Origin of the sequence: Actinomyces denticolens (assembly GCF_002072185.1) — a bacterium.
Classification (GTDB): Bacteria; Actinomycetota; Actinomycetes; order Actinomycetales; family Actinomycetaceae; genus Actinomyces; species Actinomyces denticolens.
The window spans coordinates 57,879-71,719 of the sequence record NZ_MVIW01000013.1 but is presented as its reverse complement, the minus strand read 5'-3'; the positions used below and the strand labels follow the sequence as shown (position 1 = coordinate 71,719).

Below are 13,841 nucleotides of genomic sequence, written 5' to 3'. Positions count from 1 at the left end.
CGTCGTCACCATCACCCGTTCCGGCTACGCCAAGCGCACCCGCACCGACGCCTATCGCTCCCAGCACCGCGGCGGCAAGGGCGTGCGCGGCGCCACCCTGCGCGAGGACGACATCGTCCAGCACTTCGGGGTGACCACCACGCACCGCTGGCTGCTGTTCTTCACCAACCTCGGCCGGGTCTACCGCGCCAAGGCCTACGAGCTGCCCGAGGGCGGCCGCGACTCCAAGGGCCAGCACGTGGCCAACCTCCTGGCCTTCCAGCCCGGCGAGGAGATCGCCCAGGTCATGGAGCTCGGTGCCTATGACCAGGCCGACTACCTCGTGCTGGCCACGCGCCGGGGCCTGGTGAAGAAGACCCGCCTGAGCGAGTACGACTCCAACCGCTCCGGCGGCATCATCGCCATCAATCTTCGCGACGATGAGGACGGCCGCCCCGATGAACTCATCTCCGCCTCGCTCCTGTCCGCCGGCCAGGATCTCCTGCTCGTCTCCCGGAGGGGCCAGTCCCTGCGCTTCCACGCCGACGACGCCACTCTGCGCCCCACCGGGCGCGCCACGAGCGGCGTGACCGGGATGCGCTTCCGCGAGGGCGACTCGCTCCTGGCCATGGATGTCATCGATCCCTCCTGGGAGGATGCCGACCTGTTCGTCGTGACCGAGGGCGGTTTCGCCAAGCGCACCAACGTGCGCGACTACCCGGTCAAGGGACGCGGCGGCCTGGGCGTCAAGGTCGCCAACCTCGTCGAGGAGCGCGGTGATCTCGTGGGCGCGCTGGTGACCGCCCCCAGCGATGAGGTGATGTGCATCATGGCATCGGGCAAGGTGGTTCGCTCCGCCATCGCCGAGGTGTCCGTGACCGGCCGCGCCACACAGGGCGTGACCTTCGCGAAGCCGGACGACGGCGATCGCATCATCGCGGTGGCCCGGAACGCCGAGCGCGACCTCGACGCTGATGACTCTGCACAGGTCCCCGCCGACGCGGTAGCGTTGAGCGAGGACGAGAGTGAGGACCAATGAGCCAGCCCGACGCCGCCCAGCCCATGGACGCATCCATCGGAACGAACCCGCCGATCGCCGGCGCCCCGAAGACCGGCAAGGGCGGCAAGCAGCCCGCGCTGGGCGGCCCGCGCCGCGTGCGGCTCGTGATCAACCGCGTCGATCCCTGGTCCGTCCTCAAGGTGTCCCTGCTGCTCAACGTGGCGATCGGCATCATGATGGTGGTCGGCGCCGCCATCGTGTGGTTCATGCTCGACTCGCTGCACGTGTTCTCCCAGATCCAGGACCTCGTGGGCTCCGTGGTGGAGACGAACTCCAACGCCTTCACCGGCGTCGTGGAGTACATGAAGTTCTCGCGGGCCATCTCGATGTCCACGATCATCGCGGTCGTCAACCTCATCCTGAGCACCGCCCTGTGCACCCTGGCGGCCCTCATCTACAACGTCATCGCCTCTCTTGTGGGCGGGATTCATCTCACACTGGCGGACGACTGACCGATTTGGTCGTCCCAGACCCGATGGGATAATCTCATCCGGTCTCAAGGGCCTATAGCTCAGTTGGTTAGAGCGCATCCCTGATAAGGATGAGGTCGCTGGTTCGAGTCCAGCTAGGCCCACGGCACCGCAGCGCGACGGCGAGGAGGCTCCATATGAGGAACCGAGCAGCCCTGACCGCTGCGGTTTTCTCGTGCATGGGCGCGATCGCGTACGCGGCGTGGCTCAGGTACGAGGCCGCTCGCAAGGAGCAGGCCGCTTGGGCCGAGGTCACGGACCCGGTCGAGGAGATCTGACCCTCTCGCCGAGGGGCCATGGCGCAATTGGTAGCGCACCTGCTTTGCAAGCAGGGGGTTACGGGTTCGAGTCCCGTTGGCTCCACTTCTCCGCATCGCCCGCGATGGCGCGAGCGCGCATCCTCAGTATCCTCAGTGCTCCTCGACGGCGTGAACAGGCCTGAAGCGCCGGGCGATGCCCCAGGGCCTCAGACGGCCCTGGGAAGCGGGTGACCGGCCATCTCCTCGACCAACTCGAGGGCCTCCTCGAGGCTCGTCTCGGTCCCCAGGTAGGTGAGGCGGTACAGGACGGTGCCGATCATCATGTCGACGCTGAGAGACGGCTCGGGGCCCTCCCATTGCCCCGCCTCGAGTGCCCGGGCGACGGCGTCGATCGCCCCGTCGCGCAGGGGTGCGATGACCCGCTGCCGATAGGACGCGGCTGCCTCGGGCCGCGCCAGCAGCTCGTGGGCGATCTGGATGACGGCCCTCCCGAGGGGCGGCGCCGCCAGGACCGCGTGCGCGCGCCGGATATGCGCGGCCAGATCGGCCAGCGGCTCGTCGGTGACGGGCAGGCGCCGCGGGCCGAGCGCCGCGTCCACCGCGTCCACCGCGAGGTCCAGGAGGGTCCCCCACCGCCGGTAGATCGTCGACTTGGGGACGCCCGCCGCCGTCGCCAGGGCGTCGGCCCGTAGGGCGCCGAGCCCGCCCTGGGCCATGAGGCGCGCGGCAGCGGCGAGGATGCGGCCGTCGATCGCGGGGTCGCGCGGCCGCCCGCCGCCCCGCGGTGCGCTGGACTCCATGGCGGCCTCCTCCCATCCCGCGCGGACTGCCGCGACGGCCTCGCTGCGGATTCTTCCAAACGCGCACGAAGAGCGCTACACTAGTTACGAAACTATTAGTCGCGAAACTGAGGAGGGGTCATGGACCGCGTCGACCTGGCCACTGCGGGCCTGTTCTTCTCATGGGCGGCCCACGATCTCGAGGAGTACGTGACGATGCCGGCCGCCTCGCGCGAGCTGGCGGAGCGCATCCCCTGGCTGCCGGAGGAGCTGCGCCGCGACGGCGTCTCCCGCGAGCACCTCCGGGTGGGGATGGGGATCATGGCCGCGCTCTTCGCCGTCGGATCCATCCAGGGATGGCGCAGCCGGGGACGATCCCGGCTGTACCAGGCGCTGCTCCAGGGTTACGGGCTGCACAGCTTCAGCCATCTGGGATCGGCGGCGTTGGCCCGGGGCTACACCAGCGGCAGCGCGACCGCTCTGCCCATCGTCCTGCCCTCCTGGCTCTGGGCCCGGCGCGTGCTGCGCGAGGAGGGAGTGGATGTGCGCCCCAGTTGGTGGGTGATCCCTGCCTTCCCCATCGTGGCCGGTGCCGCCCATGGTGCGGCCTACCTCGCGACGAGGGGCCGCCTCGGCGAGTCGAGCGCATCCTGAGGGCACACCGACGGGGCGCGAGCGGGCCCGGATGACCGCCCTGCCCCATGCCCGCCTCATGCCCGCGCTTCCGCCCACAGGTTGCGCGGAAGCGCGGGCGCATTCCCTGTGGAGGCCTGTGGACAGCCGAGGCCCTGCAATTCCGGGCCTTCCCCACTTGGGGACAACCCTGTGGAAAACCACAGCGATGTTCTTCCACAGGGTTGTCCCCAGATGTGGATGAATCACACCGATGTGATTCGCCGTCGAGCAGAGGCCCTCACGCGCTCGCCAGGCGCAGCGCCACGAGACCGATCAGCGCGAGCGCCACGGCGGCGGTGCCGACCGCTGAGAGCGCCCCTCGGCGCTCGCGCGGAGCCCAGGCGTAGACCGCCGCGACGACGCCGCCGGTCACGAGCCCACCCAGGTGCCCCTGCCAGGAGATCCCCGCGGCGGTGAAGGAGAAGACCAGGTTGAGCACGAGAATCACCACGATGCTCGTGGTGTCCCGGCCGAAGCGCCGCTGGATGACGAACATGGCGGCGAACAGGCCGAAGACCGCACCGGAGGCGCCCACTGTCGCGGTGAACCAGTCGCGCGACCCCGGTGCGGACAACCAGTACACGGCCGTCGACCCGCCCAGGGCGCTCAGCGCCATGAGCGCGCTGTAGCGCCAGCGGCCGAGCAGTGGCTCGAGGGCCTCGCCCAGCACCCACAGTGCCCACATGTTGAAGGCCAGATGCATGATCGAGCCGTGCAGGAGCGCACTGGTCAGCAGGCGCCAGGGCTCGGCGCCCACGAAGGCCGGCACGAGCGCGAGGCCCCTGATCACGCTCAGCCCCATCCCCGTCGAGGCGGGCAGGTTCTGGGCCATGAAGACCACGACGCATGCGGCGATGAGCGCCTTGGTGATGACCGTCGAGCCGTCTGACAGTCGCCCGCCGAGCGCCGTCGTCGGGGCGCGGCGCCCTGCTCCGGCACGGGCGGTGCAGTCCACGCAGTGCACGCCGACGGCGCTGGGCACCTGGCAGGCCGGGCACACCGGTCGCCCGCAGCGCTGGCAGCGCACATAGGCCACCCGATCAGGGTGGCGCGGGCAGACCGGTGCGCCTGAGGTGGCCGGGCCGCCCGTCGCCGTCACTGGACGACGCTCACCGAGGTGATGGTGATGTCCTTGAGGGGACGGTCCGTGCTGTCCGTCGGCGTCGCCGAGATCGCGTCCACGACCGCCCTCGACTCGTCGTCGGCGACCGCGCCGAAGATCGTGTGCTTGCCGTGCAGCCACGCCGTGGGGGCGGTGGTGATGAAGAACTGCGAGCCGTTGGTCCCCTTGCCCATGTGGCGGCCGGCGTTGGCCATGGCCAGGACGTAGGGGGCGTCGAAGGTGAGGCTCGGGTCGATCTCGTCGTCGAAGGTGTAGCCGGGGCCGCCGCGGCCGGTGCCGAGCGGGTCACCGCCCTGGATCATGAAGTTGGGGATGACCCGGTGGAAGACGACGTTCTCGTACAGGGGCGCGCTGGAGTCCTCGCCGGTGCGCGGATCCGTCCAAGTCCGCGTTCCGGTGGCGAGCCCGACGAAGTTCTCGACGGTCACGGGCGCCTGCTCCGGGAAGAGCGTCAGACGAATATCTCCGAGGGTGGTGTGAAGAATCGCTTCCATGGACTCATCGTCCCATGGGCGGGCGGTCGAGGCCCGGTGCGCTCCAGGGTGGCGGGGTGTGTTCACCCCAGGCAAAACGCCACCATCAAGAGTGCCCGCCCGAGCGAGAACAGTGCCACCATGGGTCCCAGTTCGCCTCACGCCGCCCTGGCATCCCGCGACACCACCATTTGAACGCCCCCAGGAGGAGAGCGCCATGCCTTGCAAGACCGCCGACAAGAGGATCGACTCCGACCACCTCCGTCAGGAGGCCGCAAACCTCGCCGAGGCCATCGCCGAGCGGGCCGAGCGCGCTGCCGAGTGGGCGGCCCCGCACGTCGCCCGCGCCGGGGAGAACGTCTCGCGCGCCGCCAAGGAGGCGCAGACGCGGATCGAGCCCGCTTACAGCGAGGCCCGCGCCCGCGTCATCGACGACTACCTTCCGCGCGCCCAGCGAGCCGCCGAGGCCGCCCGCGCCGCGATCGCCGAGGCCCCGGCACCCGTCGTCGCCCCCAAGAAGCGCCGCTGCCGCCGAGGCCTCAAGGTGCTCGCCTGGACCACCGTGGTCACCGCCGCCGCCGGCGCCGCCTACGTCGCCTGGCGCCGCAGCCAGCCCGTTGAGGACCCGTGGGCCGAGGAGTACTGGGCCGACTCCGCCGAGGAGGGCGCTGAGGTCATCGAGGAGGCCACCGGGGCGTGAGGGCGCCGAGGCCGATCGGCCCATGACCCTTCGACGATCAACGGCGCCCCCAGCAGCAGAGGCTGGGGGCGCCGTCGTCGATCGTGGTGCGGGCGCCGATCGCAGGGCCGGGATCGCGGGACCGGCGCGCCGGCCTACTTCCAGCGCAGCAGGCCGAGGAAGCCGACCATCATGATGATGAAGCCGATGTAGAGGTTCCCGTTGGACAGCCAATCAGCGGCGTGGTGGTTGAGGAAGTACGGCAGTGGGTACTCCCCCTTGAACAGGTAGGTGACCACGACCCACAGGAGCCCGATGACCATGAGTGCCACCATCGAGGGCGCGTACCAGCTGGGGCTGCCAGTGCGCACCACCTTCTGGGGCACGCGGGACACGCGGTTGGCCGCGGCGCGCGACTCCTCCTCGGCGGCCTTCGCCGCCTTGGCCGGGTTGCCGGAGCGCTTGGCGCTGCGCTTCGCGTCATCATCAGAGTTCTTGAGCTTGTTCAGCAGGGCCACGCGGGCCTCCTCCTAGCATGACGAGCCTGGGGAAGGGCTCGTGTGCGGGCACTAAAACGCTCCTAGCCTAGGGCATGAGCGGTGCACGGCGAGAGATGGGACTGTGATCACTCCTGCGCCTACAAGCAGCGATGACACCCTAGACTGGCAGCCGAGCGGTGGGCAGGCTATCAGTCCCACTACAACCCTGAGGAAAGTCCTGCAGAAGACGGAGTGCGGATGACCAGCATGAGGCATGGCGGTGCGGCGGAGCGCAAGAAGCGCTCGGCGCTCGACATCGTGATCACCGGCATCGGCGAGATCCTCATCACCGTGGGTCTCATCATCGCCCTCTTCCTCACCTGGCAGTTGTGGTGGACCAGCCTGGACGCCCAGGAGGAGGCCGCTGCCACGCGCGACGCCTTCGAGAGCCAGCAGGTCGACTCCCCCAAGACCGAGGGCGTCAAGCACTACGATGCCCCGCCCGCCTTCACCCCCGTCGGCAACGGGGAGACCATCGGCATGCTCATCGTCCCCAAGTGGTACGGCAAGACGAACAACAACATGCCCATCCTGGAGGGCACCGCCTCCGACATCCTCGACTCCGCCGTCGCCGGCCACTATCCCGAGACTCAGCAGGTGGGCGACATCGGCAACTTCGCCCTCGCCGGCCACCGGCGCACCTCCGGCAACTCCTTCCGGCGCATCGACCTCCTCGAGGCCGGCGACGAGGTGGTGGTGGCCACTAAGGATACCTGGTACGTCTACACCGTCACCGAGCACGAGATCGTCGACCCGAGCGCCGTCGAGGTCATCGCGCCCGTGCCCCACCACCCCGAGATCGCGGCCACCGATCGCATGCTCACCCTGACCACGTGCCACTCCCTGACCGTCGGCGAATGGGGCAACGACCATCGGTGGATCACCTATGCGAAGTTCTCCTACTGGATGCCCCGCTCCGAGGGCCGACCGGCCTCGGTTCTCAACGACCCGGAGGTCAACTGATGTACGGATGGATCTGGCGCCACCTCCCAGGGCCCGTCTGGCTGCGCCTCATCGAGGCCCTCATCCTCGCCGCGCTCGTGGTCCTCGGCCTGTTCGAGTTCGTCTTCCCCTGGGCCAACGACACCTTCCACCTCTCCGGCGAGGCCACCGTCTGAGCAGGATCACCATCCGCCCCTGACCGCCTCCCCCCTATGAGCGAGACCGGTCGAAAACGGGGACGAAACCGGTTCGTTTTCCACAGGTACGCGTGACCGCAGGACGGTCGGACGGAGCCTGTGGGCTTGGAACCGGTCTCGATCGCCACTTCGACCGGTTTCGATGGCGTTCTCGACCGGTCTCGGCGAGGAGGGAAGGGTCAGTTGTTGGGCGGGGACGACGGGGCCGGTGAGGCCGACTTCTGGTCACCCGGCTGCGGGTGCTTCGAGGCCGTCGCCGTGGGCGCGGGCTGGAAGTCGTACTTCTTGTAGTCGATGGTCACCTGCGACCCGGCGTCCACGGAGGCCCCGGCGACGGGGCTCGTGCCCGTGACCTCGGTGGCGTCCTTCTTGGACTGGTCGGAGGTCTTCTCAGTGGTCGGGCTGTTGACGTTGTAGGTCAGACCGGCGTCCTGCAGCGCCGTCTGCGCCGCTTCCAGGGTCATGCCCTTGATGTCCGGAACGGTGACCCGCCCCGTGGACAGCACGAGCGCCACCGAGCTCCCCCGCTGCACGGTCGTGTCCGCCGTGGGGTTGGTGCGGATGACCTTGTCCTTGCCCACTTCCGCGGAGTCCTCCGAGGTGGAGGTCCCCACCTTGAGCCCCGCCTTCTCCAGGGCGTCGCGCGCCTCCTCCTGGGTCTTGCCCGAGACATCGGGAACCTCGACCATGGCGGTGCCCAGGGAGTACTGGACCGTCACCGTGGAGCCAGGAGCGGCGCCCGTGCCCACGGCCGGGTCGGTGGAGACCGCTCGGCCCGAGGGGATCGTGTCGGAGGCGACGTCGTCGCCCTTGGCATAGACGAGGCCGACGGACTCGATCGCGGCCTTGGCCTCCTGCTCCGACTTGCCCGTGACATCCGGGACGGTGACGCTCGTCGGCGTCGGTGAGGCGGTGGGCTTGGGATCGGCCCCGCCCAGCTTCCCCGAGCTGATCGCCCACGCGCCCAGCGCGACCGCGACGATCAGCGCGGCGATGAGCAGCCATAGTCCGAGGCGGTTCTTGGAGTCGCGCTCGTCGTCCTTCTCAGTGGGCATGACCAGGGGCTGCTGGGGTGTCGGGGGCGGTGGTGCCGGCGTCTCGGGGCGCGCGGGACTGAAGGCGTCCGCCTGCTGCGGGAGCGTCGTCGTCGGCGCGGCGGCCCAGGCGGAGGCCGCGGGCGCGGACACGGCGCTGCCCCGCTGCGCCGCCAGAAGATCGGAGCGCATGTGGGCGGCGTCCCCGTAGCGGTCATCACGGCGCTTGGCCAGCGCCTTGAGGACGACCCGGTCGATCGCTTCCGGGATATCGGCGGCGATCGACGACGGCGGCTTGGGCACCTCCCGCACGTGCTGGTAGGCGATGGCCACGGCCGAGTCGCCCGTGAACGGCGGCTGGCCGGTGAGGAGTTCGTAGAGGAGGCAGCCGGTGGAGTAGAGGTCCGAGCGGGTGTCGACGACCTCCCCGCGGGCCTGCTCCGGGGACAGGTACTGGGCGGTGCCCACGACGGCGTGCTGCTGGGTCACGGTGGCGGCGGAGTCCTCGATGGCCCGGGCGATGCCGAAGTCCATGACCTTCACCGCGCCGGTGGAGGTGATCATGATGTTCCCGGGCTTGATGTCCCGGTGGACGATTCCGGCGCGGTGGGAGTACTCCAGGGCGTCGAGCACACCGGTGACGATCTCGACGGCCTCGGGGATCGGCACGGCCTCGCCGTCGCCCAGGAGCTCGCGGACCGTGTGCCCCTCGACGTACTCCATGACGATGTACGGGACGGTGCGGCTCGTCCCGTCGGGCTGGACGAGGGCCTCCTCGCCGGAGTCGTAGACGGCGACGATCGAGGGGTGATTGAGCGCGGCGGCCGACTGGGCCTCGCGCTGGAAGCGGGTCTGGAACGTGGAGTCGCTGGCCAGGTCCGAGCGCAGGAGCTTGATGGCGATGACGCGGTTGAGGCGCCGGTCGTACCCGAGATGCACCTCCGCCATGCCGCCACGGCCGATGAGGTCACGGATCTCGTAGCGTCCGGCCAGGATCGCGGGGAACGTGTCGGTCACGGTGCCTCCTTGACTGAGGTGACGGGCACTGGGGCGGGGAGGCCGGAGGCCTGCACGAGGGGCTCTGAGCCCGCTTTGCTCAGGGATCCGGCGGTGGTGGGTGATTGGTGGGCGGCGTCCGTCGTGCCCGGTTGCGCTGAGGCTAGGGTACTCATGAGCGCGACGACGGCGGCAATGAGGATGAGCACTGCGCCGGCGAGCATCAGCAGTGCCGGGACGGACAGGCTGCTCAGGAGCGGCAGGCCGAGGCGGCCCCGACCCGAGCTGCGGCGGGGGCGACGAGCATCACGCGCGTGGTGGGACACCGGCAGGGCGCGCGCACGCGAGCCGTGCGCGCCCCGACGGGTGCTGTGGATCTCGGGTCGGCGCTCGGGCCAGCGCTCGGGCGCGGTCTCGACGATGGTCGCCGCCCACTGAGCGGCGCTGGCCGAGGCGCGCGGGCGGAGCGCCGCCTTCGACCCTCTCGGGGATGCCGGCGCGGCGCTGCCGTCCTCCGGGGCGGCAGCGGCCGCCGGGGAGTCGGTGGGCCTGGCGCCCTCACCGCTCCCCGCAGCACCCGTGCCGCCACTGCCGCCGGTGCTGCCGCCAGCGGCAGTGGCGCCCGTCTCCTGGGCCGACCTACCGGTGGAGGCCCAGGCGAGGCTCTCCTCGGGATCCCAGTGCTCCTCCGGCAGGTGGATGACGATCCGATCGAGGCGCCGGGCGAGCTCGCGGGCCGAGGCCGGCCGATCGGCGGGCTTCTTGGCCAGGAGCTCCATGACGACCTGGCGGACCTCGGGGGGCACGCTCTTGGGCATCGGCGGCACGGACTCGTTGACATGGGCGAAGGCGATATCCACCTGGGTGGAGCCGGTGAAGGGGCGGCGGCCCACGAGGGCCTCGTAGGCGATGATCCCCAGGGCGTAGAGATCGCCGGAGGGCTGGGCGGCATTGCCCATCGCCTGCTCGGGCGCCAGGTACTGGGCGGTCCCCATGACCATGCCGGTGGCGGTCATCGGCCGCTGGTGGGGTCCGGTGGAGATGCCGAAATCGGTGAGCTTGGCCAGACCCTCGCGGTTGATGAGGATGTTGGAGGGCTTGACGTCGCGGTGGACGACGCCGGAGTCGTGGACGACCTGGAGGGCGCGGGCGACCTGCGCGAGGATCGGGAGGATCTCCGCGGGCGCCATCGTGCCCTTCTCCTCCAGGATGTCGGACAGGGCGCGGCCCTGCACGAGCTCCATGATGATCCATCCCGAGCCCTTGCGCTCCCCGAAGTCCAGGACGACGGCGAGGTTGGGATGGCGCAGCCCCCGGGAGTTGGCGGCCTCCGCCCTCAGGCGGGACAGGAAGATCTCGTCGCCGGTCAGCTCGGGGCGGAGGATCTTGGCGGCGACGATCCGACCGGAGTTGAGGTCGGTGGCGCGCCAGACCTCCCCCATGCCGCCCAGGGCGATGCGCTCCAGGAGCTGGTAGCGCCCCTGGAGCTCGAGGCCGACCTGTGGGATCACTGGTTCACCGCCGCATCGATGACGGCGGCCGCGATCGGCCCCGCCTCCGAGCCACCGGTCGCGGTGGGCGAGGTCTGCTGGCCGCCGTCGAGCACCACGGCCAGGGCGATGGAGGGCTTGTTGATATCCGTGCCGGCGAACCCGACGAACCAGGTGACGGGGCCGCCCTCGTCGGAGCCGGTCTCGGCGGTGCCGGTCTTGCCGGCCACCTGCACGCCGGCGACCTGGGCGGTGGTCCCGGTGCCCGACGAGACGGCGTCCTGCATGAGCCCGGTGAGGATCTCCGCGGTCTTGGCGTCGATCGGGGTGCGCGCCACGGATGGGCTCGTCGTGGAGACGACCGACAGATCGGCGTCCAGGGTGCGGGCCACCAGGTACGGCTTCATCTGCTTGCCGTCATTGGCGACCGTGGCGGCCACCTGGGCCATCTGGAGGGGGGTGGCGCGCACGGACTGCTGGCCGATCCCCGCCATGGCGGTCTCCGCGGCGGAGGAGTTCGCCGGGTAGGTGGAGGCGGTCACCGGCAGGGGGAAGTCGTCCTTCGTGCCGAAGCCCCAGGCCTCGGCCTCCTTGGCCAGGGAGTCGTCGCCCACGTCCATCGCGAGTTGCGCGAAGGGCGTGTTGCAGGACTGGGCGAAGGCCGTGGACAGGGTGGCGGTGCCGTTGCCGCAGGACTCCCCCCGGTAGTTGGACAGCGAGTGGCTCGTGCCGGGCAGCGTGATGGAGTCGGGGGCGTCGAGGGAGGTGGAGGTGGTGACCTTGCCGGCGCGCAGCGCGGCCGAGGTGGTGAGGATCTTGAAGGTCGAGCCCGGGGGGTAGAGGTCGCCGCCGGTCGCCCGGTTGACCAGCGGCTGTCCGGGGTCGGCGGAGTACTGGTCCCAGGCGGTGGACACGGTGGCCGCGTCGTGGGAGGCCAGGGCGTTGGGGTCGAAGGATGGGGAGGAGACGAGCGCCAGCACGGCACCGGTGGACGGGTCGAGCGCGACGACCGCGCCGCGCCTGCCCCCCAGTGCGCTCGAGGCGGCCTGCTGCGCCTGGGCGTTGATGGTCAGGTCCACCGAGCCCCCCTCCTGGGAGGCGCCGGTGATGAGGGCCTTGACCCGCGAGGAGAACAGGGAGGGGTCATCCCCGTTGAGCACCTCGTTCTCGGACTTCTCCATGCCCGTCAGCTCCGAGCGGATCGGCGAGGAGTAGCCGGTCACCTGCGCGTAGAGGGGGCCGGAGGAGTATATGCGCTGGTAGGAGTAGACGTCGTCGGAGGCCTGCGAGGAGGCCACGGGGGAGCCGGCCACGAGGATCTGGCCGCGGTGCGCCCCGAATGCGGCGAAGGCCGCGCGCTGGTTGCGCCAGTCAGTGGTCAGGTTGCCCTCGGAGGACTCCGCCTCCCACAGGGCGGGGCGCGCGAAGCCCTGCACGCTGGTGACGGACACGGCCAGCGCGAGGAACATGATGGTCACGAGCACGGCCACCTGGTGGATCTGGCGGTTCATGGCTGGGCTCCCTCCACTCGCGGCGTCCCCTGGGGAGCGGTGCCGGTCGGGGCGCCGCCCTGCTGCTTGCTCACGCCGTCGGGCGGTGTGTCGATGGTGATGTCCGGGTCCTCGTCGAAGGAGCGCCCCGTGCCCGACGGCGTGCCGGCCGGGCCGTCCGCGCCGTGCATCTCATCGAAGTCGAAGTCGGGGTCGAGCACGAGCTTGCGCAGACCCACGGGCAGCTCGGCGGTGTCGATGATGCGCGGCGCCGTCGACGGCGGGCGCCGGGCGGCATCGGACAGGCGCACGAGGAGGGCGAGGATGACCCAGTTCGCCACCAGGGACGACCCCCCGTAGGCCAGGAACGGCATCGTCAGCCCCGTCAGCGGGATGAGGCGGGTCACCCCGCCGACGACGACGAAGACCTGCAGCGCGATCGTGAACGACAGGCCGGTGGCCAGGAGCTTGCCGAAGCCGTCGCGCAGGCTCATGGCGGTGCGCAGGCCGCGCTCGATGAGCACGATGTACAGCACGAGGATCGCCAGGATGCCGGTCAGACCCAGTTCCTCGCCGATGGAGGAGACGATGAAGTCGGAGTTCGCGAAGGGCACGAGCGTGGGGTAGCCCTTGCCCCAGCCCGAGCCGGTCAGCCCGCCCGAGGCCATCCCGAACAGGGCGTCGGGCAACTGGCGCGAGGAGGTCTCGTAGACGTCCCGGTCCATGGCGTGCAGCCAGTTGTCGATGCGCGCCTGCACGTGGGAGACGTGCGTGGCGGCGAACCACGCGGCGGGCACGAACAGGCCGGCGCCGATGAGCAGCCAGGAGGGGCGGTCCGTGGCCACGTACAGGGTGACGACGAACAGGCCGAAGAGGAGCAGGGAGGTGCCCAGGTCGCGCTGGGCGACGAGCACCATGATGCTGACCCCCCACACGATGAGCAGCGGGACGAGGTGGCGGGCCCGGGGCAGGTTGATCCCCATGATCCGGCGCCCCGCCAGGGCGAGGTTGTCCCTGTTGGCCACGAGGAAGGAGGCGAAGAAGACGGCCAGGAGCACCTTGGTGAGCTCGGCCGGCTGGAAGGACATGGGGCCCAGCCGGATCCAGATCCTCGCGCCGTTGATCTCCACGCCCAGGAACGGGATGAACGGCAGGATGAGGAAGACCAGGCCCGCGACCATCGCCGACCAGTCCCACCGGCGCAGGACCCGGTAGTCGGGGAGCATGAGCACCGCGCAGAACAGGGCGATGCCCAGGCCCGTCCAGATGGCCTGGCGCGGTCCGACGTAGTACTGCCAGGCCTCCAGGATCCTGTAGGACATGTCGAGGCGGGAGATCATCGCCAGGCCGATGCCGTTGAGCGCGATGGCGGTGGGCAGGATGACGGGGTCCGCCCAGGGGGCCTTCCACCGCACCCACAGGTGCACGACGATGCCGATGAGCACGAGCGCCCCGCCGAGCTGGAGGGCCTGGGCCGGAGAGGTGCCGGTGCGGTTGAGGGCCGTGAGGACGAAGCCGCTCAGACCGATGATGACGGCGACGACGATGAGCGCGGCCTCCGCCCAGCGCCCAGTGGTGCGGCGCGCGCCCAGGGGGTCTGCAGGGGGTGCGCTCGTCGGTTGGCTCTCGGGCCGGCGGGATCGGAAGCGCACGTC

The 13,841-nt window shown here is 70.4% G+C and carries 15 protein-coding genes and 2 tRNA genes; 9 read left to right on the top strand and 8 right to left on the bottom strand.

Annotated features, from left to right (window positions below; translation table 11 throughout):
• The 5 genes from B1H55_RS05400 to B1H55_RS05385 form a co-directional block, all read left to right on the top strand.
• On the top strand, positions 1-1,018 hold a 1,018-nt coding region (locus B1H55_RS05400; protein ID WP_276205179.1), incomplete at its 5' end, for a DNA gyrase C-terminal beta-propeller domain-containing protein.
• A complete protein-coding gene (locus B1H55_RS05395; protein WP_073452746.1) occupies positions 1,015-1,491 on the top strand; it encodes a DUF3566 domain-containing protein in 477 nt (158 codons plus the stop codon). The genes B1H55_RS05400 and B1H55_RS05395, both read left to right, overlap by 4 nt.
• Before the next feature lie 48 nt (positions 1,492-1,539).
• A tRNA-Ile gene (locus tag B1H55_RS05390) sits at positions 1,540-1,613 on the top strand.
• Positions 1,614-1,646: 33 nt separating this feature from the next.
• Entirely contained in the window at positions 1,647-1,787 is a 141-nt protein-coding gene (locus B1H55_RS12600; RefSeq protein ID WP_167370555.1) for a DLW-39 family protein, read from the top strand.
• Between the two features lie 12 nt (positions 1,788-1,799).
• Positions 1,800-1,872 (top strand) — tRNA-Ala (locus B1H55_RS05385).
• 103 nt (positions 1,873-1,975) lie between these two features.
• Here B1H55_RS05385 and B1H55_RS05380 read toward each other — a convergent pair.
• A complete protein-coding gene (locus tag B1H55_RS05380; protein WP_073452748.1) occupies positions 1,976-2,569 on the bottom strand; it encodes a TetR/AcrR family transcriptional regulator in 594 nt (197 codons plus the stop codon).
• Between the two features lie 120 nt (positions 2,570-2,689).
• Between B1H55_RS05380 and B1H55_RS05375 the strand changes: the two genes are divergently transcribed.
• Positions 2,690-3,202 carry an HXXEE domain-containing protein gene (locus tag B1H55_RS05375; RefSeq protein ID WP_077240793.1) on the top strand — a complete coding sequence of 171 codons (513 nt, stop codon included), beginning with the start codon at positions 2,690-2,692 and terminating at the stop codon, positions 3,200-3,202.
• A 259-nt stretch (positions 3,203-3,461) separates the two neighbouring features.
• Here the strand turns inward: B1H55_RS05375 and B1H55_RS05370 are convergent, their stop codons facing one another.
• Complete coding sequence (locus B1H55_RS05370) at positions 3,462-4,259, bottom strand: rhomboid family intramembrane serine protease (RefSeq protein WP_077240792.1); 798 nt, start codon at positions 4,257-4,259, stop codon at positions 3,462-3,464.
• Between the two features lie 59 nt (positions 4,260-4,318).
• On the bottom strand, positions 4,319-4,840 hold the full coding sequence (locus B1H55_RS05365; protein ID WP_073452754.1) for a peptidylprolyl isomerase: 522 nt from the start codon (positions 4,838-4,840) through the stop codon (positions 4,319-4,321).
• Positions 4,841-5,036: 196 nt separating this feature from the next.
• Here B1H55_RS05365 and B1H55_RS05360 point away from each other — a divergent pair, with 196 nt between their 5' ends.
• Positions 5,037-5,519 (top strand): hypothetical protein, encoded by a 483-nt coding sequence (locus B1H55_RS05360; protein WP_073452755.1) that lies wholly within the window; start codon positions 5,037-5,039, stop codon positions 5,517-5,519.
• A gap of 134 nt (positions 5,520-5,653) precedes the next feature.
• Here the strand turns inward: B1H55_RS05360 and B1H55_RS05355 are convergent, their stop codons facing one another.
• Positions 5,654-6,016, bottom strand: a complete 363-nt coding sequence (locus B1H55_RS05355; protein WP_077240791.1) for a cell division protein CrgA — start codon at positions 6,014-6,016, stop codon at positions 5,654-5,656.
• 228 nt (positions 6,017-6,244) lie between these two features.
• Here B1H55_RS05355 and B1H55_RS05350 point away from each other — a divergent pair, with 228 nt between their 5' ends.
• Together B1H55_RS05350 and B1H55_RS12595 are read left to right on the top strand one after the other, a co-directional pair.
• Positions 6,245-7,000 (top strand): class E sortase, encoded by a 756-nt coding sequence (locus B1H55_RS05350; RefSeq protein ID WP_073452861.1) that lies wholly within the window; start codon positions 6,245-6,247, stop codon positions 6,998-7,000.
• The gene (locus B1H55_RS12595; RefSeq protein WP_167370554.1) at positions 7,000-7,155 is read left to right on the top strand and encodes a hypothetical protein; all 156 of its coding nucleotides are present in this window, start codon (positions 7,000-7,002) and stop codon (positions 7,153-7,155) included. Before B1H55_RS05350 ends, B1H55_RS12595 begins: the two co-directional genes overlap by 1 nt.
• A 200-nt stretch (positions 7,156-7,355) precedes the next feature.
• Here B1H55_RS12595 and pknB read toward each other — a convergent pair whose 3' ends face one another.
• Genes pknB through B1H55_RS05330 form a run of 4 tightly spaced genes read right to left on the bottom strand, consistent with a single transcriptional unit; the run spans position 7,356 to position 13,838 of the window.
• Positions 7,356-9,227, bottom strand: coding sequence for a Stk1 family PASTA domain-containing Ser/Thr kinase (gene pknB / locus B1H55_RS05345; RefSeq protein WP_077240790.1), 1,872 nt, complete (start codon positions 9,225-9,227; stop codon positions 7,356-7,358).
• Positions 9,224-10,717 carry a serine/threonine-protein kinase gene (locus B1H55_RS05340; RefSeq protein ID WP_077240789.1) on the bottom strand — a complete coding sequence of 498 codons (1,494 nt, stop codon included), beginning with the start codon at positions 10,715-10,717 and terminating at the stop codon, positions 9,224-9,226. The genes pknB and B1H55_RS05340 overlap by 4 nt, the downstream gene beginning before the upstream one ends.
• The gene (locus B1H55_RS05335) at positions 10,714-12,207 is read right to left on the bottom strand and encodes a peptidoglycan D,D-transpeptidase FtsI family protein (RefSeq protein WP_077240788.1); all 1,494 of its coding nucleotides are present in this window, start codon (positions 12,205-12,207) and stop codon (positions 10,714-10,716) included. Before B1H55_RS05335 ends, B1H55_RS05340 begins: the two co-directional genes overlap by 4 nt.
• Positions 12,204-13,838, bottom strand: coding sequence for an FtsW/RodA/SpoVE family cell cycle protein (locus B1H55_RS05330; protein WP_371836543.1), 1,635 nt, complete (start codon positions 13,836-13,838; stop codon positions 12,204-12,206). Before B1H55_RS05330 ends, B1H55_RS05335 begins: the two co-directional genes overlap by 4 nt.
• Positions 13,839-13,841 lie beyond the last annotated feature (3 nt).

What these genes read in the sequence shown, in the direction of transcription:
- B1H55_RS05395 (WP_073452746.1), top strand. Translation starts at nt 1,015, where the DNA reads ATGAGCCAGCCCGACGCCGCCCAGCCCATGGACGCATCCATCGGAACG.
- B1H55_RS12600 (WP_167370555.1), top strand. Translation starts at nt 1,647, where the DNA reads ATGAGGAACCGAGCAGCCCTGACCGCTGCGGTTTTCTCGTGCATGGGC.
- B1H55_RS05380 (WP_073452748.1), bottom strand. Translation starts at nt 2,569, where the DNA reads ATGGAGTCCAGCGCACCGCGGGGCGGCGGGCGGCCGCGCGACCCCGCG.
- B1H55_RS05375 (WP_077240793.1), top strand. Translation starts at nt 2,690, where the DNA reads ATGGACCGCGTCGACCTGGCCACTGCGGGCCTGTTCTTCTCATGGGCG.
- B1H55_RS05365 (WP_073452754.1), bottom strand. Translation starts at nt 4,840, where the DNA reads ATGGAAGCGATTCTTCACACCACCCTCGGAGATATTCGTCTGACGCTC.
- B1H55_RS05360 (WP_073452755.1), top strand. Translation starts at nt 5,037, where the DNA reads ATGCCTTGCAAGACCGCCGACAAGAGGATCGACTCCGACCACCTCCGT.
- B1H55_RS05350 (WP_073452861.1), top strand. Translation starts at nt 6,245, where the DNA reads ATGAGGCATGGCGGTGCGGCGGAGCGCAAGAAGCGCTCGGCGCTCGAC.
- B1H55_RS12595 (WP_167370554.1), top strand. Translation starts at nt 7,000, where the DNA reads ATGTACGGATGGATCTGGCGCCACCTCCCAGGGCCCGTCTGGCTGCGC.
- B1H55_RS05335 (WP_077240788.1), bottom strand. Translation starts at nt 12,207, where the DNA reads ATGAACCGCCAGATCCACCAGGTGGCCGTGCTCGTGACCATCATGTTC.